The 23,564-nt window shown below is 62.9% G+C and carries 18 protein-coding genes and 1 pseudogene; 12 read left to right on the top strand and 7 right to left on the bottom strand.

The genetic code is table 11. The features are described from left to right. Positions 1–5: 5 nt before the first annotated feature. Entirely contained in the window at positions 6–1,964 is a 1,959-nt protein-coding gene (locus VA613_RS06870) for a PAS domain S-box protein (RefSeq protein WP_324781121.1), read from the top strand. Positions 1,965–2,178: 214 nt separating this feature from the next. Here VA613_RS06870 and VA613_RS06875 read toward each other — a convergent pair whose 3' ends face one another. Further along, entirely contained in the window at positions 2,179–3,045 is an 867-nt protein-coding gene (locus VA613_RS06875; RefSeq protein ID WP_324781122.1) for a metal-dependent hydrolase, read from the bottom strand. 383 nt (positions 3,046–3,428) lie between these two features. Here VA613_RS06875 and dsrA point away from each other — a divergent pair, with 383 nt between their 5' ends. After that, entirely contained in the window at positions 3,429–4,733 is a 1,305-nt protein-coding gene (gene dsrA, locus VA613_RS06880; protein ID WP_324781123.1) for a dissimilatory-type sulfite reductase subunit alpha, read from the top strand. A gap of 108 nt (positions 4,734–4,841) precedes the next feature. Next, complete coding sequence (locus VA613_RS06885; RefSeq protein WP_324781124.1) at positions 4,842–5,417, top strand: type I restriction enzyme subunit R domain-containing protein; 576 nt, start codon at positions 4,842–4,844, stop codon at positions 5,415–5,417. Between the two features lie 786 nt (positions 5,418–6,203). Here the strand turns inward: VA613_RS06885 and VA613_RS06890 are convergent. The 4 genes from VA613_RS06890 to VA613_RS06905 are packed head-to-tail and all read right to left on the bottom strand — an operon-like array spanning position 6,204 to position 13,324. Then, positions 6,204–9,395: a type I restriction endonuclease subunit R gene (locus VA613_RS06890; RefSeq protein WP_324781125.1), complete on the bottom strand. Its 3,192-nt coding sequence runs from the start codon at positions 9,393–9,395 to the stop codon at positions 6,204–6,206. Next, the gene (locus tag VA613_RS06895) at positions 9,392–10,339 is read right to left on the bottom strand and encodes a DUF4268 domain-containing protein (protein ID WP_324781126.1); all 948 of its coding nucleotides are present in this window, start codon (positions 10,337–10,339) and stop codon (positions 9,392–9,394) included. Before VA613_RS06895 ends, VA613_RS06890 begins: the two co-directional genes overlap by 4 nt. Further along, complete coding sequence (locus VA613_RS06900; RefSeq protein WP_324781127.1) at positions 10,336–11,748, bottom strand: restriction endonuclease subunit S; 1,413 nt, start codon at positions 11,746–11,748, stop codon at positions 10,336–10,338. Before VA613_RS06900 ends, VA613_RS06895 begins: the two co-directional genes overlap by 4 nt. Then, positions 11,738–13,324, bottom strand: coding sequence for a class I SAM-dependent DNA methyltransferase (locus VA613_RS06905; protein ID WP_324781128.1), 1,587 nt, complete (start codon positions 13,322–13,324; stop codon positions 11,738–11,740). Before VA613_RS06905 ends, VA613_RS06900 begins: the two co-directional genes overlap by 11 nt. Positions 13,325–13,670: 346 nt before the next feature. Between VA613_RS06905 and VA613_RS06910 the strand changes: the two genes are divergently transcribed. The 9 genes from VA613_RS06910 to VA613_RS14955 all read left to right on the top strand — a co-directional run bounded on the left by VA613_RS06910 (position 13,671) and on the right by VA613_RS14955 (position 22,045). Then, positions 13,671–14,321: a PDDEXK family nuclease gene (locus tag VA613_RS06910; RefSeq protein WP_324781129.1), complete on the top strand. Its 651-nt coding sequence runs from the start codon at positions 13,671–13,673 to the stop codon at positions 14,319–14,321. Then, a complete protein-coding gene (locus tag VA613_RS06915; RefSeq protein ID WP_324781130.1) occupies positions 14,309–14,983 on the top strand; it encodes a hypothetical protein in 675 nt (224 codons plus the stop codon). Before VA613_RS06910 ends, VA613_RS06915 begins: the two co-directional genes overlap by 13 nt. Continuing rightward, positions 14,943–16,283 carry a Mu transposase C-terminal domain-containing protein gene (locus VA613_RS06920; RefSeq protein WP_324781131.1) on the top strand — a complete coding sequence of 447 codons (1,341 nt, stop codon included), beginning with the start codon at positions 14,943–14,945 and terminating at the stop codon, positions 16,281–16,283. Before VA613_RS06915 ends, VA613_RS06920 begins: the two co-directional genes overlap by 41 nt. 1 nt (position 16,284) lies before the next feature. Beyond that, positions 16,285–17,295 (top strand): TniB family NTP-binding protein, encoded by a 1,011-nt coding sequence (locus VA613_RS06925; protein WP_324781132.1) that lies wholly within the window; start codon positions 16,285–16,287, stop codon positions 17,293–17,295. A 1-nt stretch (position 17,296) separates the two neighbouring features. Further along, positions 17,297–18,814, top strand: coding sequence for a TniQ family protein (locus VA613_RS06930; protein WP_324781133.1), 1,518 nt, complete (start codon positions 17,297–17,299; stop codon positions 18,812–18,814). Continuing rightward, positions 18,811–19,704, top strand: a complete 894-nt coding sequence (locus tag VA613_RS06935; protein ID WP_324781134.1) for a plasmid mobilization protein — start codon at positions 18,811–18,813, stop codon at positions 19,702–19,704. The genes VA613_RS06930 and VA613_RS06935 overlap by 4 nt, the downstream gene beginning before the upstream one ends. Positions 19,705–19,776: 72 nt before the next feature. Then, complete coding sequence (locus tag VA613_RS06940; protein WP_324781135.1) at positions 19,777–20,226, top strand: hypothetical protein; 450 nt, start codon at positions 19,777–19,779, stop codon at positions 20,224–20,226. 129 nt (positions 20,227–20,355) lie between these two features. Beyond that, entirely contained in the window at positions 20,356–21,123 is a 768-nt protein-coding gene (locus tag VA613_RS06945; RefSeq protein WP_324781136.1) for a metallophosphoesterase, read from the top strand. Between the two features lie 211 nt (positions 21,124–21,334). Beyond that, the gene (locus VA613_RS14955; protein WP_407702882.1) at positions 21,335–22,045 is read left to right on the top strand and encodes a dsDNA nuclease domain-containing protein; all 711 of its coding nucleotides are present in this window, start codon (positions 21,335–21,337) and stop codon (positions 22,043–22,045) included. Here the strand turns inward: VA613_RS14955 and VA613_RS06950 are convergent. Continuing rightward, positions 22,019–22,606: pseudogene (locus VA613_RS06950) on the bottom strand (nucleotidyl transferase AbiEii/AbiGii toxin family protein); the annotation flags it as partial. The gene VA613_RS14955 and the pseudogene VA613_RS06950 overlap by 27 nt on opposite strands. Next, positions 22,599–23,357 (bottom strand): type IV toxin-antitoxin system AbiEi family antitoxin domain-containing protein, encoded by a 759-nt coding sequence (locus VA613_RS06955; protein ID WP_324781137.1) that lies wholly within the window; start codon positions 23,355–23,357, stop codon positions 22,599–22,601. The gene VA613_RS06955 and the pseudogene VA613_RS06950, both read right to left, overlap by 8 nt. Positions 23,358–23,564: the final 207 nt, after the last annotated feature.

The following is a 23,564-nucleotide window of genomic DNA, read 5'->3' on the forward strand; positions in this document are numbered from 1 at the left end:
CCCGCATGCGCAACCCATTCACAGGTGACGCCCCTGCTGCCTTCCACAGTCTGATCGAGGCGGCCCCGTATCCGCTTTTCGTGGCCGACCCGGCCGCGAGTTTCCGCTTCGTCTACGCGAACCCCGCCGCTGCCGAGCGCTTCGGGCATCCGGCCGCACGGCTGCTCGGCATGACGCTTGCCGAATGCGCGACCGACTTCGGCGCGGAGCAGGTCGATGCGCTGCAGCGCGAGGGTCACGTCGTTTTCACCACCCTGGCCCGGCTTCGGGGCTGCGAATGCATCCAGTGCGAAATCCGCATGACCGCCGTGGAAATCGGCGGCGAGACATACATCGCCGGCGTCCTTCATGACGTCACGCAGCAGAGCAGGGCCGAGCAGGCGCTGCAACGCAGCGAAGCCCAGCTGCGCACCCTGATCGAGACGCTGCCGGACCTGGTCTGGCTCAAGGATCCGGAGGGCGTCTACCTGACGTGCAACCAGCGGTTCGAGCGCTTCTTCGGCGCGACGCGGGACGCGATCGTCGGCAGGACCGACTACGACTTCGTCGATCGTGGGCTGGCGGACTTCTTCCGCGAGAAGGACAGGCTCGCCATCGCAAGCGACCGCCCGAGCGTGAACGAGGAGGAGATCACCTACGCGGACGACGGCCACCGCGAATATCTCGAGACCATCAAGACCCCCATGTACGGGCCGCAGGGCGAGCTGATCGGCGTCCTCGGAATCGCCCGTGACATCACCCGGCGCAAGGAACTCGAGGCCGCGCTCAAGGAACGATTCGAGGTCTACCAGACGGCCATCAACACGCCGGCACTCGGGTTCTGGCTGGTCGACACCCAGGGCGCACTGCTCGAAGTCAACGATGCCTACGTCGGGCAGTCGGGCTACAGCCGCGACGAGCTGCTCCGCATGCGCATTCCCGACGTCGAGGCAGTGGAAACGCCGGAGGACACCGCGGCCCATATCGAGGCGATCAGGCAAGTCGGCTATGGCCGCTTCGAGACGATGCACCGCCGGAAGGATGGCTCGCTCTGGCCGGTCGAGGTGATCGTCACCTTTTCCGGAATCCAGGGCGGCCGCATCTTCGTTTTCCTCGAGGACATCACCGAGCGCAGGCGCGCCAAGGAGGCGCTCGAACGCGCCAACGAGGCGCTGGAAGCACGGGTTGCGCTGCGCACCGCCGAACTGTCGATCGCCAAGGAGGAGGCCGAGCGGGCCAGCCGCGCCAAGTCCGAGTTCCTGTCGACGATGAGCCACGAACTTCGCACGCCCCTGAACGCCGTGCTCGGCTACAGCCAGCTGATGCAGATGCAGCCCGATACGAACCCGTCGCAGCGCGAGAACCTCGGCGAGATCCTCAAGGCGGGGCGGCATCTGCTCGAACTGATCAACCAGGTGCTCGATCTTGCCAGGATCGAATCCGGCCGCGCCGATTTCGTGATCGAAAACGTCGACTGCCGCGCGCTCGTCGAAACCTGTCTCGGGCTGATCGCACCGCTCGCGCAGGCACGGCACGTCGGAATCCTGCTGCAGCCCGATGCGCTGCCCACCGAGCTCTTCGTCCGCGCCGACTCGCTGCGCGTGCGCCAGGTCTTGCTCAACCTGATGAGCAACGCCGTCAAGTACAACAAGGAACATGGCGAGGTCAGGATCAGGCTGGAGGCGGACGATGCCGCGATCCGTTTCCAGGTCGAGGATACCGGCGTGGGCATTCCGCGCGCCCGGCACGCCGAGCTGTTCCAGCCCTTCAACCGTATCGAGGCACGCAACAGCAACGTCGAGGGGGCCGGCATCGGCCTCGTCATCAGCCGCACCCTGGTCGAGGCCATGGGCGGACGAATCGGCTTCGAGAGCCAGGTCGGCGTGGGCAGCACCTTCTGGATCGAGCTCCCGCGCGCCGAGCTCGCCGATGCCGAGGCTGGGACGTCGCCGGGCACGGCGAGGCAGGACATCGAAAACACATGAGGCCTGTCCGCGACGAGACAGGCCGTGGCCTGCGCGCTTCGACTGCGTGCGGCGGATTTCCTGCCTCCCGGGACGGCATGCGCCGGCGGGCTCGAAGCCGTTCTTCCGAATGCCTTGCGGGGAGCGGGATTTAGGTCCGCTCAGGCCGGAAGGGCCGAGGCGGACGGCGGGGAAGGGGACCCCGGCGCTGCCGTGAATCCCCTCGGCAGGCGAATTACTTCACCCGTCTGGCGCCCTTGAACTCGATGGTCGTGCCCGGCTTCATCACGAGGGCGTCGATGTGCGCCTTCCCGACCGCCTTCGCCCAGCCACCCGGATTCTGGGTCAGGATGGGGAAGGTGCCGTAATGCTGCGGGATGGCGAGCTTCACGCCGACGGCCCTGGCGGCCTGCGCGGCCATGTCGGGTTCCATGCCGAAGTGGCCGCCGACGTTGATGAGGCCGACGTCCGGATGGTACTGCTCGCGGATCAGCTTCATGTCGCTGAAGTAGGCGGTGTCGCCGGTGTCGTAAATCGTCGGGCCGTCCTTGATCATCAGCACGAATCCCCCGGGGTTGCCGCCGTAGACCATGTCGGGCGCGTTGGGGCCGGCATGCGGGTCCTGCATGCCGCTCGAATGGATCGCCGGCACCATCGCGACCGTCACCTCGCCGTCGGCGATCCTGATCTCGCCGCCGATGTTCATCAGCGTGTCGAAGCCCATCTGCTCCTTCGGATAGCCGAGCAGCTTGGCCATGTTGCTGCCGAGCTCGAAGTTCGTCACCAGCCTGGCGCCGGTCTTCTTCGCCAGTGCGACCGAATCGCCCACATGGTCGAAGTGGCCGTGGGTGATCAGGATGTAGTCGGCCTTGTCGATCCCGGCGAGCGCATCCTTGTCCTTGCCGGCGGCCGGATTCATCGGATTGTTGAGCCACGGGTCGAGGTACAGCACCTTGCCCTTGGGGGTGACGATGCGGAAGGCGGCGTGGCCGAACCACGTGAGCTGCGTGACGCCGTCGGCCGCGAATGTGGGAACGGTGCCGGCGAGGGTGAGGGCGAGCGAGGCAAAGAAACCGCTCAGGATGGCAAGCATGCGGCGCATGGGGTGCTCCTTGTTGGTGTTGGGAATTCGTATGGTCGTTCGTGAAACGGAGTCAGGATAGCCCAGGCGCCAAGCGGCTGCCACGCCCCAGGGCCGCCCGCCTTCCGTCTGGGCGAATCCGGGGGTGGGGGAGAGGTCGCGTCGCGCCGCATAAATCGGAATATTCGATTGATTCGACCAATAAATATCGTTTGTTAAATAGGTAGTTCAAACCTATCTTTTGATCTGATCGCTCGTCGGCAGACGCGATTCGATGCGGCGGGCACGATCGGCCGCGCGGATCCGCGACATCCTCGCCCGGGGCTGTCCACGCGGGCAGCGGGCAGCGCGCAACGGCCGAGCATTCGAGCACCCCCGAATCATCACCGCCAAAGGAGGGCGACATGAGCAAACGGAAGTTCGACACCCCCAACCTCGACGAGCTCGAGCATGGCCCATGGCCGAGCTTCGTGACCGGCCTCAAGCGCCTGGCCAAAGAGAGCCCGATGATGAACGACCTGCTGGGCCAGCTTGAAACGTCCTACCAGCACATGAAGGGCTACTGGAAGGGCGGCACGGTCGGTGTGTTCGGCTACGGCGGCGGCGTGATCCCGCGCTTCACCGAGCTGAAGGACGAGAACGGCAAGCCCGTGTTCCCCGAGGCGGCCGAATTCCACACCCTGCGCATCCAGCCGCCCCCCGGCATGCACTACACCTCCGACCTCTTGCGCAAGATGTGCGACGCATGGCAGGAAACGGGAGGTTCGGGTCTGATCGCGTTCCACGGGCAGTCGGGCGACATCATGCTCCAGGGCGCTCGAACGGAGGATGTGCAGCGCGCCTTCGACAAATTCAACGAGATGGGCTTCGACCTCGGCGGTGCCGGCCCCTCGCTGCGCACCTCGATGTCCTGCGTCGGCGCCGCCCGCTGCGAACATTCCTGCTTCGATGAGGCGAAGGCCCTGCGCACCGTCATCAACAACAACATCGACGACATGCACCGGCCGTCGCTGCCGTACAAGTTCAAGTTCAAGTTCTCCGGCTGCCCGAACGACTGCGTGAACGCCATCATGCGCTCGGACCTCGCGACGATCGGCACCTGGCGCGACAACATCCGCGTCGACGAGAAGCTGGTGCAAGACTACATGAAGGCCCACGGCGAGGAAGATCTCGTCAACGACGTGGTGACGAAGTGCCCGACCAAGGCCATCACACTCGTTTCCACCGCCAAGTTCCAGCCCAGCGAGCACGTCTCCGCCGCCGACCTCGGCAACGGCAAGACGATGTGCATCGACAACAAGAACTGCGTCCGCTGCATGCACTGCCTGAACGTCATCCCCGGCGGCCTGCGGACCGGCGTGGACAAGGGCGTGACCATCCTGGTGGGGGGCAAGGGCGTGCTGAAGATCGGCGCGACCATGGGCACGGTCGTGATTCCGTTCATGAAGCTCGAGACCGACGAGGACTTCGAGAAGCTGAACGAACTGGGGCGCAACGTGATCGACTTCTTCGCCGAGAACGCGCTGGAGCACGAGCGTACCGGCGAGATGATCGACCGCATCGGCCTGACCAACTTCCTCGAAGGCGTGGATCTTCCGGTCGACCCCAACATGATCAACCAGCCGCGCATGAACCCGTTCTTCCGTTCCGACGACTGGGACGAGCAGGTCGAGAAGTGGCTGGAGTACAAGGCCAGCAAGACCGCCTGAGCCGGCCGCCCGAGGCGTTCGGCCGCCACCGGGGTGCGCCTTCCGGCGCTGGCGGCCGACGCGGGGCCGGGCCATCACACGCCGAGCACGCGCCTGCGGAGGCGACGCATGCCGCGGCGGGCCCACGGGTCGGCGTCGGACAAGGCGCTGCTGATGCCGCATATCTATCCCAAGGAAGTCCGCAAGCGCCTGGAAACACGCTTCAAGAACCCAGTCGACCCGTTCAAGCTGGTCATCGTGCGCGACATGTGGCTGACGGGCTTCGACGCGCCGTGCCTGCACACGATGTACGTGGACAAGCCGATGCGCGGACACAACCTGATGCAGGCCATCGCCCGCGTGAACCGTGTGTTCAAGGACAAGCCGGGCGGATTGGTCGTGGATTACATCGGCATCGCCAATGAGCTGACGGCCGCCTTGGCGGACTACACGCAGGCCAAGGGCCGCGGCAAACCGACCATCGACGCCCGCGAGGCGCTGGCCGTGCTGCAAGAGCAGATGGATGTGCTCCACGACATGCTGCATGGTGTGGAACACGGGGATTTCCGGACCAAGGCCTGGCAGCTTCTGCCGGCCGTGGCCAACCACGTGCTCGGTCTGGACGACGGCAAGAAACGGTTCGCCGACACGGTGCTGGCCGCCAGCAAGGCCTTCGCGCTGTGCTGCACGCTGGACGAGGCTTAACACTAACGCTGACGACCAAGCTGGCAGAAAAGGCCAATGGGCCGCTTGTACTTAAACCGTTGGGTCGGGTGGTAGTCAATTGGGTTCATCAACTAGTCAGTTGGGTTCGGCTGCTAGTCACACCAGCGGCACGGATTGCCTCTTCCCGTTATCGACTTCGCATAATGTATATTATGTTAAATCTTATTGTTTCGCGGAGCGGCCCTTGCCTTGCTGCTGTCGCTCCCACGAAATTCGAGTAACACCCCCTGAAATTCTGGTAACGGAATCCGCGCCATCCCTTCTGGCCGGGTCTGCCCGAAACTCATGGTCGGCCGCTACCGACCCCGGCGCTAAGCACGCAAAGTCTGAGGAGCGTACGGCTGTCCCATGGCGTGAAAGACTCGAAGCGCAGCAAGCGCATCGTCAGCCGCGTATTGGAGTTGGTTAGGCCGAAGCTTCCCGGACAGCCCAGTCGACGGTCACCGACTTGCGCAGGCTTGGCCCGCACGGTTTCCCGGATAGCCCGGTCGACGGTCAGTCACTGACTTACTCAGGCTTTGGACTAGCTCGACCGCAATCTTCTTTGTATGTCTCAACGCCCAAACCGCGAACCGCGGCTACATTAGAAGCCATGGGCTACTTCTTAGCCCTCAAAGTCTTTTTCTTAATCAACCGAGAAACTTATCAGTTTCTTATCATTATTCTTATCACTTTCTTATCACTCAGCGCCCGGCCAAACACCGCTCCGCCTCGTCGCGACGGACTATTGACTACGGGGACCAGGGAGTTCGGTTCGGAATAGCTTCATGCGACCACCCATTCAGCCGACAGTGACTCCGCCTGTTTCAATACTGTCTCAGTCGCTTCTTCCTGCTTGTCCGGCGGATACTTGTAGCGCTTGAGCAGCGTCTTAACCATCACGCGCAGCCTGGCCCGGACAGTTTCCCGGACAGCCCAGTCAACCGTCACCGACTTGCGCAGGCTTTGGACTAACTCGACCGCAATCTTCTTTAATGTCTCGTCACCCAAACCACGGACTGCGGATTCATTAGTGGCCAAGGCGTCGTAGAACGCCATTTCGTCGTGGTTCAGCCCCAGGGCCTCGCCGCGCTGGGCGGCTTCCTGGAACTTCTTGGCCATCTCGATGAGCTCCTCGATGACCTGGGCGGTCTCGATGGCCCGGTTGCGGTAGCGCGTCAGGCTCTGCTGCAGGAGCTCGGAAAACTTGGCCTCCTGCACCACGTTGGTCTTGAAGCGCGACTTGATTTCGCCCTTGAGCAGCCGCTCCAGAAGTTCCACGGCCAGGTTGCGCTCCTTCATGTGGCGCACGTCTTCAAGGAACTCGTCGGACAGCACGCCGATATCCGGGCGTTTGAGGCCAGCCGCCGTAAAGATGTCGATGACCTCATCACTCACCACGGCCCGGCTGATGATTTGCCGAAGCGCGTGTTCCTTCTGCTCGTCCGTCAGTTTCTTGTCGGTCCCGCCGTGCTTGGTCAGCGCGGCTTTCACCGCCTGCAGGAAGGCCAATTCGTCACGGTGACCCAGGGCCTCGTCCAAGGTGCAGCACAGCGCGAACGCCTTGCTGGCGGCCAGCACCGTGTCGGCGAAGCACTTCTTGCCGTCGTCCAAGCCGAGCACGTGGTTGGCCACGGCCGGCAGGAGTTGCCAGGCCTTGGCCCGGAAGTCGCCGTACTCCACGCCGTGCAGCATGTCGTGGAGCACGTCCATCTGCTCCTGCAGCACGGCCAGCGCCTCGCGGGCGTCGATGGTCGGCTTGCCGCGGCCCTTGGCCCGGGTGTAGTCCGCCAGCGCGGCCTTGAGCTCGTTGGCGATGCCGATGTAATCCACGACCAATCCGCCGGGCTTGTCCTTGAACACCCGGTTCACCCTGGCGATGGCTTGCATCAAATTGTGGCCGCGCATCGGCTTGTCGACGTACATCGTGTGCAGGCATGGCGCGTCGAAGCCCGTGAGCCACATGTCGCGGACGATAACGAGCTTGAACGGGTCGGCCGGGTTCTTGAACCGGGTTTCCAGCCGCTTGCGGACGTCCTTGGGATAGATGTGCGGCTTCAGCAGCGCCTTGTCAGAGGCCGAGCCGGTCATCACCACCTTGATGGCGCCCTGGGCCGGGTCGTCGCTGTGCCACTCCGGGCGCAGCGCGACGATGGCGTCATATAGGTGTACACAGATGTCGCGGCTCATCGCCACGACCATGGCCTTGCCGTCCATGGCGGCGAGCCGGCTCTCGAAGTGGGCCACGATGTCCGCCGCCACCTTCTGGATGCGCGGCGGCGCACCCACCAGCTGCTCCAGCGCCGCCCAGCGCCGCAGCTTGGCCACCTTGGCGGCGTCGCCCTCCTCGTCCTCGGTGAGCTCGTCGACTTCGCTGTCGAGCAGCGTCACGTCCGCTTCCTTCAGCTCCAGCTTGGCCAAGCGGCTCTCGTAGTAGATGGGCACGGTGGCGCCGTCCTTGACCGCCTGCTCGATATCGTAGATGTGGACGTAGTCGCCGAACACCGCGCGCGTGTCGCGGTCGTCCAGCGAGACCGGCGTGCCGGTGAAGGCGACGAAGGTCGCGCCGGGCAACGCGTTGCGCAAGTGCTGGGCGTAACCGTAGCGCACGGCGCTGCTGCCGGTCGCCAGCACCGAAGTGGTTGTTCCGGCCTCGGCAGCCAACAGCACGGTGGCATCATTGGCGGCCGTGGGCCTGCCCTCCCCTCCGGCCAGCCGTGCCTCGAAGCCATACTGGCTGCGGTGCGCCTCGTCGCAGATGACCACGATGTTGCGGCGGTCGGAGAGCACGGGGAACATGTCCTCGTCCTCGCCGGGCGTGAACTTCTGGATAGTGGTGAAGACGATGCCGCCCGACGGCCGGTTGGCCAAGAGCCGACGCAGGTCCGGGCGCGTGTCGGCCTGCACGGGCGTTTCGCGCAGCATCTCGCTCGCCCCCGCGAAGACGCCGAACAGCTGGTTATCGAGGTCGTTGCGGTCGGTCACCACGACCAAGGTCGGGTTACCCATGCCGGGGTGGGCCATCAAGGCGCCCGCCAGGCAGGTCATCTCGATGCTCTTGCCGGCGCCCTGGGTATGCCACACCACCCCGCCTTTGCGGTTGCCGCCGGGTGCCGAGGCCTTCAGCACGCTCTGCACCACGGCGCGCACGGCGTGGAACTGGTGGTAGCCCGCCACCTTCTTGATGAGCTGGCCGTCGTCCTCGAACAGGATGAAGTGGCGCAGGTACTCCAGCAGCAGGTCGCGCTGGAACAGCCCATGCACCAGCGTTTCGAGCTCGCGCATCGCCCCCAGCGGGTCGGTGGTCACGCCATCGATGGTGCGCCAGGCCATGAACCGCTCGCGGTCGCTGGTCAGCGAACCCATGCGCGCCTGGATGCCGTCGGAAATCACCTGCAGCGCGTTGGCGTGGAACAGGTCGGGGATATCCTGCTGGTAGGCCTGCAGCTGGTTCCAAGCCGCCCAGATGTCGGCTTCCTCGTCGCCGGGGTTCTTCAACTCGACGACGACCAGCGGCAGGCCGTTCACGAAAAGCACCACATCGGGGCGGCGCGTGAGCGCGGGGCCTTGCACCGAGAACTGGTTCACCGCCAGCCAGTCGTTGGCCGCCACATCGGCAAAGTCCAGCAGCCGCACACGGTCGCCGCGCGTGTCGCCATCCTTTTGGAATTCCACCGGCACGCCGTCGACCAGCCATCGGTGCAGCTGGCGGTTGGCGCTGACCAAGGCCGGCACATTGGGGCTGAGCACGCGGCGGAGCGCGTCGTCGCGGGCGCCGGCCGGGATGTGCGGATTCAGGCGGGCAATGGCGTCGGCGAGTCGGTGCCGCAGCGCCACGTCACGGTAGCTGTCGCGCTCGGTGCCGGGGGTCTTGGCGTCAGGCGGCGAGATGTCGGGGCCGTGGGCGACCGACCAGCCGAGGCCGGCCAGCCATTCCAGCATGGCCTGTTCGACGTCGTCCTCGCTGATGCCGTTCACGGCAGTTCCCGTACCAGTGGACGGAACACGCCGTCGAGCTTGGCGCCTACGTCTGCGAGCCATGACATGTAGCTGGGCCATTGCGCCTCATCGTCCAGTGGCGACTCCGGCCGGAATACAGCGATGCGACAGGCATGGCTCTCCGGCAGCTCTTGCCATTCCAGCGGAAAACCAAGCCGCTGCTCTATGTCGGTGCGGTGCTGCAGCAACTGCTGAAAGTACTGCTTCGATTGCTCATGGGAGATATACACTTCCATGCCCAATCGCGCTTCGCGGGAGTTCACCGTGGCCGCCATCTTGAAGCCGGCGCGTCCAATCTTGATGTTCAGCCAGTGCTGGGCGCGTGGTTTCTGCGGCTTCAAAGGTGAGTTGCGAGGCTCAAGGTAGGCCAGAAAATCCGTCCAGAAGCGAAGCTGCAGCTGCTTGGTCGGGGTTGCCGTTGAGGCTGCGCGGGCGATTTCGCGGCCCGATTTGCTCCAGTCGTTCGGCTTGACGACAACATTGAAGCTCGGCGCCATCGGGGAATCGGCGATGCGCCACAGCTCGACTTCCACCGCGAAGAAGTTCAGGTCGCCCGTCGTGTTCTGGTTCAGGAACTCCAGCGCCGCCACATGCTCGGCTCTAAAGGATTCGGCCACCCACACAACTTTCTTCGCTCCCACGCCGGCGGCGTAGGTGATGATTTGGCCGAGATGCGTGTGGTTGGTCTTCTCCAGCTGGTTCTCGATGATGATTTCGCCGTCATCGTCGGAGCACAGGATGTCCACCTTGAAGTCGCCCACGGGGTGCTCGGTTGCCACAAGCTCCATTTCCGCCAGGCCCAGCGCCTCAGCGAGGAGCTGCAGGTTTTCGTCCTGCGCGAGCCAGGGGGTGAACTCGCCTGCCTCGTGCTTCCAGGCGGCGCGCAGGGATACGCGTTCAAGTCGGGCAAGGTTGGGCTTCATGCGAGAGCGTCCTCCAGTTGTTCTTGGGCTTCGGGCAGGCGAAGCTTGCCGGAGATGAGGCGGGGAAGCAGCGTGTCGCGTGTCTCCGTGAGCGAGCGTGATTGCAGACCGTTTGCCAAGATACGTTCGAACAGCGGGCGCGTCAGCGCGTCAAACGCCTTGATGATTTCTGATGGCGGGTTGCAAACAAGCACTGAATTGAGCGTATCCCGGGTGATGGTGTCGAACACGCCGCCGTGTGCCAGACGCTTCAGGTCCTCCACCAATCTCTGCGCAGCCAAGTATGTAGTGGTTTCGCCTCCACTAGCTCGGGGTCTCAAGCCGTAGCAAGACTGGTTCATTGCCATCTCGACCCCAGTAAGTGCTAGTTTTCCAACTGTCCCCCGTGCAGAGATGATGGTGGTCCACATCGGGAGGATTCGCGTGGACGAGTTATCGACGCCCAATTTCGTGACGGACTTTTCTGTTGCCACGGTGAAAACCTGCCCGGCTGCTGGCGCATCCACGACTGAAAACCACGGGATATCGCCGTCCCAGTACTCCGGGACGCTTGTCTTGGGGGTGCCGCCACCAACGATATCCACTGTTTCGGAGAATGGGAGAACGGACCACCCCTTCGGAATCAACCCCAGCGCCGATTCCTCGAACTCGGCGGGGAAAAGCGCTGCCATGGCGGCGTCCATGCCTTCGGGTTTGCCGCCGGCCTGCTTGGCGCGCACCGGGTCGAAGTCGATGAACCAGCTCTTGAACAGGGCCTGGGCGATGGATTCGAGCGTAGTGTTGGTTTGGCGCAGGAGGTTGATGCGGTCGTCGAGCGCACCAAGAATGTCGGCGATACTGACCTGAACCTCCCGTGGTGGCAGAGCGATATGGAACGCCTTAACCTCAGGAAAGTAGATGGTCTGGTGCGTGGTTCCCGAGGCAAAACGCAGAAAACTACGGCGCTCCCCAAGCAAGACGTATTTCAGGTACCGATAGTCAAGGTCTGGGCCGCACACCCAATTTACAAAATCTTGGCTTGTGGCCATGGGCACACCCATGACGACAACATACCCAACCGATGCAGTGCGGGAGAGGCATACCGTATTCGCCGGCAGGACGCGGGCAGACGAGTTGCGGATTCCGAGTTCATTTGTGTACTGCGCTGTCTCGTATATGGTGCCGCCGTGATTTCCAGTGGCATCACGAATGCCGACCCATGGAACCGAGCCGCCCCAGTATTCGGGGTGTCGCCGACTTGGCGTGTGGCCGGTTTCTAACCTGGCAAGGTCGGTAAGCAAGCGCCACTCCCAGCCGACGGGTAATGGCGAATTGGGGTTGCCAACGGAGATGGCAATGTCGCCGGGAATGACACCGGTTGTTGCAGCTCGCCCGCCTGTGCGAGATTCCAGCGGCCGGTCAGACCGCATACCCCATGCCCCCCAGCTTCTCCCGAATCACCGCATCCAGCTCCACCCCCTTGGCCATCTGCTCGGCGAGTTGTGCGGTCAGCCGCTCCATCTTTTCGTTGAAGGCCTCGTCGTCGTCTTCGGCTGCCTCGGCGCCGACGTAGCGGCCAGGCGTAAGCACATGGCCGTGTTCGGCGATTTCGGCCAGCTTCACGGCGCGGCAGAAGCCGGGCACGTCGGCATACGGTTCGTCCGCGCCATCCTCGCCGTCGGCACGCCAGCGGTGGACTGTGGCGGCGATGCGCGCCACGTCCTCGTCGTCGAACACGCGGTTGACCCGGGTTTCCATCCGGCCGAGCTTGCGGGCGTCGATGAAGAGGACTTCGCCGCGGCGGTCGCGTCCCTTTTTGGCGCCCGGCGCGGGCGCGCCGGACTTGTCACGGGCCAGGAACCACAGGCAGGCGGGAATCTGGGTGTTGAAGAAGAGCTGGGGAGGCAGCGCGACCATGACGTCGACGACGTCGGCCTCGACCATGGCCTTGCGGATGGTGCCCTCGTTGTTCTGGTTGGACGACATGCTGCCGTTGGCGAGCACGACGCCGGCCTGCCCGCGCGGGCTGAGGTGATGCAGGATGTGCTGCAGCCAGGCGTAGTTGGCGTTGCCGGTCGGAGGTGCGCCGTAAGCCCAGCGCTTGTCCTCTAGCAGACGCTCGCCGCCCCAGTCACTGATGTTGAACGGGGGGTTGGCCAGGACGTAGTCGGCCTTGAGGTCGGGGTGCTGGTCGCGGTGGAAGGTGTCGGCGGGCTCCTTGCCGAGATCGGCCGCGAAGCCGCGGATGGCGAGGTTCATCGCCACCAGGCGCCAGGTGGTGGGGTTGGCTTCCTGGCCGTAGATGCTGATGTCGTCCACCTTGCCTCCGTGGGCCTCGATGAACTTCTCGCTCTGCACGAACATGCCGCCCGAGCCGCAGGCGGGGTCGTAGACCCGGCCCTGGTGCGGCGCCAGCACCTCGACCAGCACCTTGACCACCGAGGCCGGCGTGTAGAACTGGCCGCCCTTCTTGCCCTCGGCGCTGGCGAACTGGCCGAGGAAGTATTCGTAGACCTCGCCGAGCAGGTCCTTGGCGTGGTGGCCGACGCCGAAGCCGATGGTCGAAATCAGGTCGACCAGCTCGCCGAGCTTGCCGGGTTCGAGCTGGGTGCGGCCGAAGCGCTTGTCCAGGATGCCCTTCAGACGCGGGTTGTCGGCCTCGATGGCTTCCAGCGCGGCATCGATGCGCACGCCGATGTCGGCCTGCTTGGCCTGGGCGCGGATGGCCTCCCAGCGGGCCTGCGCCGGCACCCAGAAGGTGTTGACCATGGTGTAGTAGTCCCGCTCCTCCAGCGCCTCGGCGTGGTCGGCAGCATCGGGCAGGTAGAGCTCGCTGGCCTCGTCGGCGAAGGCGGCCTGCAGTTCATCGCGGCGCTCGTCGAACGCATCGCTGATGTATTTGAGGAAGATGAGGCCGAGCACGATGTGCTTGTACTCGGCGGCGTCCATGCTGGAGCGCAGCTTGTCGGCGGCGGCCCAGAGGGTTTTCTTGAGATCCTGGTTCACGTGCTGTTCTTGTCTTCTTATGTGTGCATCGGGGCAAGCTTACTGCACCGTGGCGCCATTGAGCACGGCGCCGATGAAAACCGATGCCAATTCTGTTGTGGATAGCGTCTGCAAGCGAGAGCCACACTGATCCGCGCGCTCATGCACATATGCGGCCGAAACCCGCCACGCTTGTGCCAGGACCACGTGTCAAGGCATTAAACGTGCGACTATATTGACACGTTTATTACTTACGAATCAATGGCTTATTGCATTTTCATCAGAGCTTACGTATAAACCAAACTTTAATGTTCGGATGTGCAGAGATGGTTAGCAAGAAGCGTCGAGTTGCAGAAATGGCCGCCTGATGGCCAGAAAACTCTATAGCCCGACCCGGACGATTTCCAACCGCGGGGAACATCCCAGGTTCATCGGTCAATTCCCGTGCGCGAAGGCCGAAGCCTCGCATCTGGTCTTCGACTCCCTGAGTGCGCTGTATTGCGGCATCTACCTCGAGTGGCTGCCAAACGTGGTCAGCATGGCCTTCGAGCCGCACGAGTTCACATTCGAAGCGGAAGCCGGCTTGCCCGAGCTGAGGTGCCACCCGGACTATGAGGCCATCCTCGACACCGGGGAAATCGAGTTCTATGAGGCAAAGTATTCACGGGATGGCCTGAGAGACGTAGAACGGGAGAAGCTTGCGCTGACCGCGGCCCACTTCGAGCGGCGCGGGATTCCCTACAAAGTGATCTACCGCGAAGATCTCGAGGCTGACGGCCTCATCGACACGATCATTCTGCTCCGGCACTACGGGCTGATGCAGTATCCCGAGGGCGCCGTCGAAGCGGCTGCACAGCGTCTGGCCCAGGGGCAGGAGGCGCCGCTCGAGGGGTGGCGCACCCGTGCCGCCGCCGCGGGCGTGCCAACCGGGCTCCTTTATCACCTGTTGTATCACCAGCGTTTGCCGCTGGTATACCGGCGTCTGCTTCCCGTGGAGCTGCAGCCATGTCGCGTCTGATCTGCATGGACATCAGGCCCGGCCGGCTCATTGCTATCCAAGGCGTCAGGCACCATGTCCAGCACGTTCAGCCCGGCGGTCCTTTGCTCACCCTCAAGCCGGAAGCAGGCGGCGACGCCATAGAGATGCCCCGCTCCGAACTGGCGGCACTGCTGGTTATCGAGGAGGCCGAGATGCTCGACGAGCTCGAGGATCCCGACGCGGACGACGTGCGGAAAGTGACCAACCTGTCTTTTCAGCCGGTGAACCGCATCATCGATTGGCATGGCAAGGTTTTCCTGCTGCGCCAAATGATGCCGCATGCCAGCAGCTCGCCCAGAACTGCAGTGTTTCGGGCCGCTTTCGAGCGTGCCAAGGCCGAGCTGGAAAGCTGGCATCGTGCCATCGGGTTGGTTAACGCCAAGACTTGGGCATGCCGGACCATCTACAACGATCTGAGGCGCTGGAGGTCCTTTCGCTACGCCCTATCCACCGTGCAGCGCAAAGGAGTTGAATACTGCCCCTGGAGTCAGCGGCCCGACCTATATGTAAAGGCAGAAGAGGTGTTGCTGGAGTTGGTCAAGGCGAACCCGACACTCAGCCTCGCTTCCCTGCGAGAGAAAGCGAACAAGCGTCTTGGTCATGAATTGCCTGAAGATCCGGGGCCTGCTCGTGACAACTAAGACGCCAGTCCAAGTTTCGTATGAGTTCGTTCGGCAGAACCTCCAGGGCGTCGACAAGTTCGAGCAGAAGTTGCGACTCTTGGGCGCGCTCCACGCCATCCAGGACGAGCGTCAGATCGGCCGGCTGCATACCTATTACCCAGGCCAGAGGACGGAGCTCGACTACACGAAGTACGGAGTCTGGCTGTTTCCCAATGAGAACTGGAACGAGCCCCTCTTCTACTACACGGGGACGGGGATCGATCACGCGTCCAAGGCAATCAAGGGGTTCACGATTACCGTCGACCCCTCTGCGCGGGATGCCGTGAGGCTGTACCGCAACTGTGTGCTGCCGAAAGCCCTCTGGCTGCCGCCGTCATTGCACCACCACGCCCAGGGCTGGGATGTGTTCGGGATCGAGGTCTATGTGGCGGTCGACAACGCCACCGACCTGACGGCAAACGCCATCATTCTGATGTTCTTCATCAACGGTGTCATCGTGCTCCGGATGCCGCCACGGCGCGGCGACCTTAAAGGCACGGTCGAGCGAACCCAGCAAACCATCGAGACGAGAGTCGTATCCAGCATGCCAGGCTATGTGTCGAAGAAGTACACTGGCCTGGACCCGCGATACAAGAAGATCCGGGATCGGGCAAAAGCCAAGGCGAACATGACGGTCGCCGATTTCCAGGCTCGGCTCGTCGAGGGCATTCAGGAGCACAATCATGCCCGCCACCCAGACTTCAAGAAGCCGCGCATTCAGGTCTGGCGCGATGGCCAGGAGCAGGCTCCGCTGGTGCTCCCCACCGGCCGGCTGCAGCTCAGAACGACCTTTGCACTAACCTACGAAGCGACCCTGACCCGCGAAGGGGTGCAGGCGGAAACGCTGATGTTCAACAGCCCCGAACTGCACGCCGTATATCGGGTACATACCGGCGAAAAGGTGCACGTCAAGGTTGATCCCGACGACGTCCGCTCGGTGCTCGTGTTCGTGCCACAGCTCAACGAACCGGTCGAAGCCTTCCTCTCCACCTTCGATCTCGATTTTCCGATGTCGCTGGAGCTCATTCGCGTGGTGCTGAAGCGCCTGGAGGAACGCTACACAGGCAATGAGGTGTGGAGGGAGGAGATCGGCTTCCATCTCTTGGACGAGTTGCAGCGCGTCCAGTCCGGACCCATGACGCGGACCCCTGGCAAGACCAAGCGTTCCGACGCCCAAGCCGCCACGCACGCCGTGGCCTTGCCCACTGTCACGCCGCAGCAGGTGCATACCAGCACCAATGTCAGCCTGAGCGATCTGCTGAAGGGCAGCAAAATCTGAAATGGGGCTATACGACTACAAGATGCCGTTTCAGCAGCGCCTGCTCGACGAGGTCGAGATGGCCCTGGAAGAAATCAGGGCAGGCGGCAACAGCCACGGCATTCTGCTCATGGGGGCATCTGGTACCGGCAAGTCCCATGCGCTCGACCTGGTGGTCGGGCGCTACGGCGCTCAGAGGCAGGAAGGGTACCAGCGCATCACGACGTGCTGTCGCGTCTCATCCGCCGCCAAAGCCGATGCGCCTTCGACCGCGGCCGGAGTGCTTGCCCAACTCGGCAAGCCTGTGTCGACTTCAAGCGGCAGCACCAAGCTGAGTGAGCTCGAGTTGTCCATGCATGCAGCCATGAGGGCCCACAAGGTCCTGATCCTGATACTTGAGGAGTTCCATAACGCCCTCCTCTCGAACTCACCCCTGTTCCGTGGTCAAACGGCGAGGATGCTCAAGAACATCTGGAACCAGGCCCCGCTGGAAAGCGCTGACGGATGGGCCATTCCCGACACCCTCCGTGGGGATTATCGGCTGCTCATCATCGTCTCGGGCACAGATGCGCTCAGGAATCCTTTTGACGCCGACAAGGAGTTGGGAAGCCGCTTCAGCTGCGTAATCGAGACAGAACAGCCGAGATTTTTTCCGCTCGAATCCTTCAAGGAATTTCGGCTCGTCTTCAAGAGCCTCGCAGAGCGGTACGGACTCGCGGATAGCCTGGACGCCAACGACGATGATGTCGTCGCCAGGTTCCTGATCGCCTGTGGAGCCCATTACCGGAAACTCGAAAAGCTGCTGCAGAGGATCGCGACGCTTTCCCGCCGGCATCCTGAACAAAATCTGTCGCTAGAAATTCTGGCTACGGCATACGACCAAGTGGGAGATAACAGCCACCTGACAGGGAATCCCTTCCGGTGGACCAGCGAGGAAGTCACTGCCTATGTGATGAGGGCAATGGCAATGCCAAAGATCACGGCCCTCACCAAGAACGAGAAGCCCAAGGGCGGCCGGAGCAAAAAAGGCTGATATGGATCTTCCCCCCAACTGGATACCCGGCTGTTATCGCAACCTGCCAATCGGGGCCGGAAATTCCTTCCCCGGTTACCTGCTTCACTTGGCGCAAGAGAACGGCTATGCCGGCATCCAGCCGCTGCTTCGTGCCACCGGCCTCTGGGCCAGCAAGAACGGCTATTCCTTCAAGCTGAGAGCCCGGCCGGAACTGCTCGCCGCCATCGGCCGCATGGCCGTCGGCGACCCGCACCACCTCGACAGCCATGGCGCAAAGGAACTGAAGGGACAGACTTACCTGTTCCATAACGTCCTCGTCGACGGCGACGCGCTCCTGCCGGAGCGGATGCAGGTTTGCCCGCAATGCCTCATCGAGGACGGTTTTGTTAAAGAGGAGCTTGAATTTGGACCGGTAACGGCCTGCAGCAGGCACCATTCCAGGCTGATTGACGCCTGCCCGGCATGCGGACACCCCCTCAGGTGGACTCGGACGAGCCTGATGCATTGCGGCAAATGCGGGACTGACCTGCGGTTGCTGCCAGGCGAGACGGTCGACCCGGAAGTCTGCGAGGTCGCGGAGGACTTTGCCGCGCTGGCACCATTTCGGGTAGCCGGGCACAACGGTGAGGTGCTCACCGTGGAGTGGGACATCATGTTCAGGATTTTCAAAGCCCTGGCGCTGCCCGGCTCGGCCGTCGCGGCCGGCAAGTGGCCGAAGAAGCTGGTTCAGTTGCTGCCCGTGCACGAGCGGCACGCCATCGCCGAGCAGTTGGCGCGGGTCAGACGGAACGGCACCTACTTCCTCGCCGGGGTGCGGTGGAACGCGCTTCCGGCGCTGGCTCCTTTGACGGCCGTGCCGCGTCCCCACGTCCCCGAGCGCTGCGCGATGCATGTGCTGACCGAGGCCTGGCTCCCGGACGAACTGGCCGAGGCGATCTGCTCACCGGAGCGCCCCCTGCCGCCCGAGCTATCCGGCGCAGAGCTGTTTCAGGGGCGCCCGCCTACTCTGCGCACCCAGGAAGAGGTCCTGGCTTTCCTGGCCACCGACCTGGGCACGTTTGACGGGCTGCTGGCACGCGAGATCCTGACCCTGCCCACCGACGAGGACTACGGTTACGACATCGATGAGGTGCTGGCTGCCCAGACCTTTCTTTACAAGGGCTTGCTGACGCTTCCGGAGCTGTCTTCGATCGTCGGCGTGCCGCTGGACTGGGACGACCTGACGCACTCCACGCTGATCCGCCCCTGGAACCCCCGCAACCGGGCCGACATGCGGGTGGCAGTCGACGACCTGCTGGTCATCCAGAAGCGCCTGACGGAGAACTGGGCGCCCGGCTTTGATGCTGAACAACGCGTGCGGCTGGGCGATCTTGCCGGGAGGGCCGCGCGGCCTTTCCAGGTGGTGTCGGAGGTCGTCGTCCGGGCTTGCCGCGGAGAGGTGCGGGGTTTTGGGTGGGCGAGCCCGTTTGACTGGGCCAGCATCGTGATCATGGAGCATGATGCCAAGGGGTTGGGGCTGACCGGGGCTATGCCATGACAAGAACGAGCAAGCCAATCACCGTGCATGTCACAGCCAAGGAAAAAAGGCATATCGCCAGAATGGCAAAGGATGCCGGCACTTCGCTGGAGGACTTCATAAGACGAGCCGCGACGTCTTATACCCCTATCCCGCCAGATGAAGCGGCGATTCTGGAAAGGATGACAGACCTGCTGAACCAGTCCACCGCCCGGGCCGATGCGGCGATTGACGATGCGCTGGCCTGCGTTGATGCGTCGAACATCCGTATTTGCGCACTGGAAAATCGGGAGACGTCTGGGCCTCACGAGCACAAGTTAGTCCTGAAAGTGAACCTGCCGGCCGGCATGGATCCGGCCGTTGCCGAGTCGCTCAAGCCCAGGATCGAGCAAACCCTTGAGTTGCTGACGTTGGCAAAGCAGTCGGCGGCGATCGAGCATGCAGACCGGATTGCCCGACTGCTTCTCGGGAAGATCGAGCCCAATACTGGGCTCGTGGAGGCACGCCTTGCTCGGCTGAACACCGTCCGGGAAATCCTCGAGCAAGGTGAGTGGCTGACGGCCGAGCAGCTAAATGCCCTGCAGCCGAATCCGCCGACGCAAAGAAACCAGCCCGCCAGTGACTGGAAGCACCGCGGCCTCATCTTCGCGGTGAACCATGGCGGGCAGGACTACTTCGCGCGTTATCAGTTCGACGAGGCCTACCAGCCCCTGCCGATCATCCGGGAAATCCTGCGTGAATTCGGAACCGTCGCGGACACCTGGGAGATAGCAGCCTGGTTCCAGTTTCCGAATGGCTGGATCAGCAGGCCTGGCACTGCCGGGGAGCCGATGGCTCCCAAGGACGCCCTTGACCAGCGCGATGCGCTGCTGCACGCCGTATCCGAACGCCACAAAAACTATGTGGCATGACATGTGGCCAGCCGCCCCGGGCCTGCGCATTTTGAATCATCACCGTCCGACAACCCTAACTTAGGATTAAGAATGCTGAAGGTCAGACTAGTACTTGTCCCAGGTGGACGGGGCCCGGAGCGCCAACTGGGTGAACTGCACATCAGCAACGTGCGCTGGGGGGATGCCACACCAGATTACGACTGCGTCCTGTACGCCGATGACCTTCCGGGATCGATCCGCTCAACCGTTCGTCGCTACCCCCGTTGGAGCGCGACCGTCTGGGATCTCGTCGGCCGTGCGATTGCGTCCGCACTCAGCGGGCGGGAGCGGTTGCCGCGTCGGCCCGATCCGCTCAATGTCCCGATATGCCGTGATGGGAACGTTTCCTACGTGCGAATGAGCGACATACCGCAACCTGCACGTGCCAATTTTGACCAATGGATGACCGGAAGCTCGGTGCCGGTGATCGAAGGGGAAACCGAGTGCGCGTATGCATGGGATTGGCTGCGATTCATCGGCGAAAACCGGAGGAAGCGATGATCCCCCCTGGCGCCATGCGCGGCGCGGTCACCCGCCCGAATCCATCCCCATGGAGCCAGCTCGAAAGCGGCGATTACGAGTGTGCGCCTTACAGGGGTTCCTTCCCGCACAGACCACCGGCGAAGTCATATGGTCTTCTTTAAGAGCTATCCGCCCAATACGCATGGTGCCGATTTCGTGGTCGGGGATCTGCACGGGCACGGCGCGGAGCTTCTTGATGCGCTTGAGCGGCTCGGCTTTGACCGATCACGCGACCGGCTTTTCTGCACCGGTGACCTGATCGATCGGGGACCCGATTCATTCGGCACACTCAAGCTGATCACGGAGCCGTGGTTCTACTTTGTCCGGGGTAATCACGAAGATGACCTGCCGCTCTTCCTGGAGTACCAGTACGCCGCACCGTACGGGGAAGCCGCTGCCCGGGAAACGGGGCAGGACTGGATTTACAGGCTCAGCGAAGAGGATCTCGCCTATCTGCGGGCGGTACTGCTCCCGAAGATCCAGGACGCCCCTCTGGTGCTGCGCGTCGAGGGCGAGTCGGGTTTTTGGATGGCGCATGCAGATCGAGGGGTTTTCGGCAGCTATGGCGACCCGCTGCCCTTGGTGGACGATGCGAGGCTCCCGTTCGTAACGGATGACAACCAGATGGAAGCCTTGCTTTGGAGCAGGCGGCTACTGAGGCAGGTCCCGCGCCAGGAGCTGACCGACCGGGGCGCATACCTGGCTGTGCCGGGCATGGAGTGGGAAACCGGTGTTGGACTTACGTTTGCCGGCCACTCCTATGTCCAGAAGCCTGTCCTGCACCGGTCGCATTTCTTCCTGGACACAGGTGCCGGCACGACGCCGCGCGGGAGGTTGACGGTTCTACGGGCGCAAGATCAAGAACTCCGCCCGTAATTACCTGCGATGCTAACCCTGATACCCGTATGTTCCCAACGAATCCAAAATGCGTGGATAATCCGATCCCCAAGGGGGAAACCACAAGACGATGGGAAGCAGCAACATCGAAGAGGTGTTTCGCGTTGCCAGCGACAAGGACTTGGCCGAGACTGGCGGAGGCCACAACCAGAAGGGTGTGGACTTCCAGCGGGCGTGGGCGCTCTCCCGAATGTTCGAGCTCGAAGAAAGTGGGGCTGATGATTTCTTGATCCTCTTCGAGGCCGTCCAGGATGTCGCCGAGCTAGACTCCGCAACGGATCCCTCTTCCATCCGCATCTACCAGGTCAAGAAGAAGGACCGCGGCGAGTGGGAGTGGAGCAACCTGACCCGCCTGGCTGCCCCGGCGAAGAAGATGCGGACAGCCAAGACTGCCGACGAGATCAAAGACAGCCCTATCGGCAAGCTTTACTCTGCAGTGCTCGCCCTCAAGAGCCTGAAAAGCTCCGGGGTGTTTCTCTCCAACGCCGGCTGCAACCTGCCGCTCGCAAACGGCGACAACGCTGCCACCTCGGTCTCATGCGATCTATCCCAGCTTGAAGCCGGACACCTCTCCCTGCTCAAAGCTGGGCTCGAATCCCTGCATGAGGCTGGAGCATCCCTCGTCAACCTCGAGCTGATCCGCGTCGAGAAGGTCCCTATCCATCCCGACTCACCCGTAACCCATCTCGTAGGCGTCGCTGTCGCATTCCTCAACAAGCACAGCCAGCGCCACGCAGGGCAAGCTAAGTCCCTTGTCGACGCCCTGCTCGCCGAGGTCGGCCCGCTTGGCGCCAAGACCGACTCGTGCTCGAACTTCGACGAACTCCGTAGGCAAAGAGGATATTCGCGTGGGCAGTTTGCCGAACAGGACTTCATGCGGTGGCCGGTTGTGCCCAGCTAGGTAGAGCACGAAGCACTCGACAATGCCGTCGCCAAGGCCGCCCGATTCATAGAGCTGCCAAACATCGAACAGGTCGCGAGGGTGTTGTCGATCCAGTGCCGCCACCAGCTTGCCCGCATACAGCTCGTCACGCGCAAGAATCGGCGCCTCGAACTCGACACCGAACAGGTCGCTGGTCTCGGCAGTCAGCGGCTTGCTTTCGACCGGCAACACCGTGCCGCGGAAGACCGCGTTCACTTCGATCTTGACCTGACTGACCTCGTTCTCGACGATCAGCTTGGTGTCGCCGAGATCCTTTCTGCGAACGAGGCGTGCCTGCATGCCGAGCGGCGCGACCCGCTGTGCGATGGCGGCCAGTTCGCCATTGATTGCATTCAGCGCCTCCTCGCGCTGTACTTGCCAAGGGTGATACACCACGTCGATGTCCACCGACAGGCGGGGCATGTTCTGCACGAACAGGTTGATCGCCGTGCCGCCTTTCATCGCGAAGATGTTATTGGCGAAGACCTCGGGCGCGACGGCCAGCAGCAGGCGTACGGTATCGGCGTAGTTCTTATCCATGCTGGTTCAGGCTCAACAAGGAGCCGTCGGCGAGCCGGCTCATCCAGCGCTTTTTGCTGCCTGTGCGCAGGGGATGCCGCGCCAGCAGCTCATCGACGTCCACCACCCCGGTCTCGCGCGCCCAGGTGAGGAACAGCCGCACGGTCTTCACACTCGTACAGCAGGACAGCAGATGGCCCAGCAGTTCCTTGCGGGGCGAGCGCAAACCGTCGAAGAGATTGCGCGCCTCTTCCAGGCTTTGCTTGGTTCCGGCTTCGTACAGCATTTCCAGCACTGCGCGTTCGGAAATCGCCACGTGCAATCCTTCGGGCAAACCTGGAGGCGTGACCAAAGTCTTGCTGGCTAGCGTGGCATCTGGCCAATCGAACAGGCTGGCGTGGACGTAGCGTGCCGGAAAGCGCGACAAGAACCAGGCCGGAAGTGCGAAGCGGGTACCCCCCCACAACACCTGAGTGTCGCGGCTACCCACGTTGTGCCGCACACCCTGCAGTGCGAGTGCGCTCTTGCCACCGACGTGCAGGCCGGGCACGCGCTGCTGCAGGAACTTCAGCGCACCGTAAACCCCGAAATTGTCGTTGGGGAAGGCATACACGCCCTGAGCCAAGCGTACGAGCCAGCCCCCCTCCGCATAACGTGCGGCGAGCTGTGGCGATACCCCAAGCGACGCTAGGGTGGCTAAGTCGAATGGTGCTCCACGGGGAAGGTCCGCCTGCAGCCGCTTGATTACCTGGTGACGAGATTTTACATCCATCTTTTAATAATGTCACAAAATCCAATCACGAGCTAGCCCGCCGACAGAACATTGGCGCTAAAAATAGCCTCATCGGCTACTTCCAAAACAAAATCTAAGCAGGACGTCGCCAGGATGCTCTTGACCGAGAAAGACTCACCGCACGCATGCGAGTGCCGGCTTGCTGACCGCCACCTGGCTTGGACTTCCAGCACCACTCGACGACGT

The organism is Thiobacillus sp. SCUT-2 (assembly GCF_035621355.1).
Lineage (GTDB): Bacteria > Pseudomonadota > Gammaproteobacteria > Burkholderiales > Thiobacillaceae > Thiobacillus > Thiobacillus sedimenti.

Bases quoted from the DNA above. Each gene is read 5' to 3' on its own strand.
- VA613_RS06870 (WP_324781121.1), top strand. From the start codon at position 6: ATGCGCAACCCATTCACAGGTGACGCCCCTGCTGCCTTCCACAGTCTG.
- VA613_RS06875 (WP_324781122.1), bottom strand. From the start codon at position 3,045: ATGCGCCGCATGCTTGCCATCCTGAGCGGTTTCTTTGCCTCGCTCGCC.
- dsrA (WP_324781123.1), top strand. From the start codon at position 3,429: ATGAGCAAACGGAAGTTCGACACCCCCAACCTCGACGAGCTCGAGCAT.
- VA613_RS06885 (WP_324781124.1), top strand. From the start codon at position 4,842: ATGCCGCGGCGGGCCCACGGGTCGGCGTCGGACAAGGCGCTGCTGATG.
- VA613_RS06895 (WP_324781126.1), bottom strand. From the start codon at position 10,339: ATGAAGCCCAACCTTGCCCGACTTGAACGCGTATCCCTGCGCGCCGCC.
- VA613_RS06900 (WP_324781127.1), bottom strand. From the start codon at position 11,748: ATGCGGTCTGACCGGCCGCTGGAATCTCGCACAGGCGGGCGAGCTGCA.
- VA613_RS06910 (WP_324781129.1), top strand. From the start codon at position 13,671: ATGGCCAGAAAACTCTATAGCCCGACCCGGACGATTTCCAACCGCGGG.
- VA613_RS06915 (WP_324781130.1), top strand. From the start codon at position 14,309: ATGTCGCGTCTGATCTGCATGGACATCAGGCCCGGCCGGCTCATTGCT.
- VA613_RS06920 (WP_324781131.1), top strand. From the start codon at position 14,943: ATGAATTGCCTGAAGATCCGGGGCCTGCTCGTGACAACTAAGACGCCA.
- VA613_RS06925 (WP_324781132.1), top strand. From the start codon at position 16,285: ATGGGGCTATACGACTACAAGATGCCGTTTCAGCAGCGCCTGCTCGAC.
- VA613_RS06930 (WP_324781133.1), top strand. From the start codon at position 17,297: ATGGATCTTCCCCCCAACTGGATACCCGGCTGTTATCGCAACCTGCCA.
- VA613_RS06935 (WP_324781134.1), top strand. From the start codon at position 18,811: ATGACAAGAACGAGCAAGCCAATCACCGTGCATGTCACAGCCAAGGAA.
- VA613_RS06940 (WP_324781135.1), top strand. From the start codon at position 19,777: ATGCTGAAGGTCAGACTAGTACTTGTCCCAGGTGGACGGGGCCCGGAG.
- VA613_RS06945 (WP_324781136.1), top strand. From the start codon at position 20,356: ATGGTCTTCTTTAAGAGCTATCCGCCCAATACGCATGGTGCCGATTTC.
- VA613_RS14955 (WP_407702882.1), top strand. From the start codon at position 21,335: ATGTTCGAGCTCGAAGAAAGTGGGGCTGATGATTTCTTGATCCTCTTC.
- VA613_RS06955 (WP_324781137.1), bottom strand. From the start codon at position 23,357: ATGGATGTAAAATCTCGTCACCAGGTAATCAAGCGGCTGCAGGCGGAC.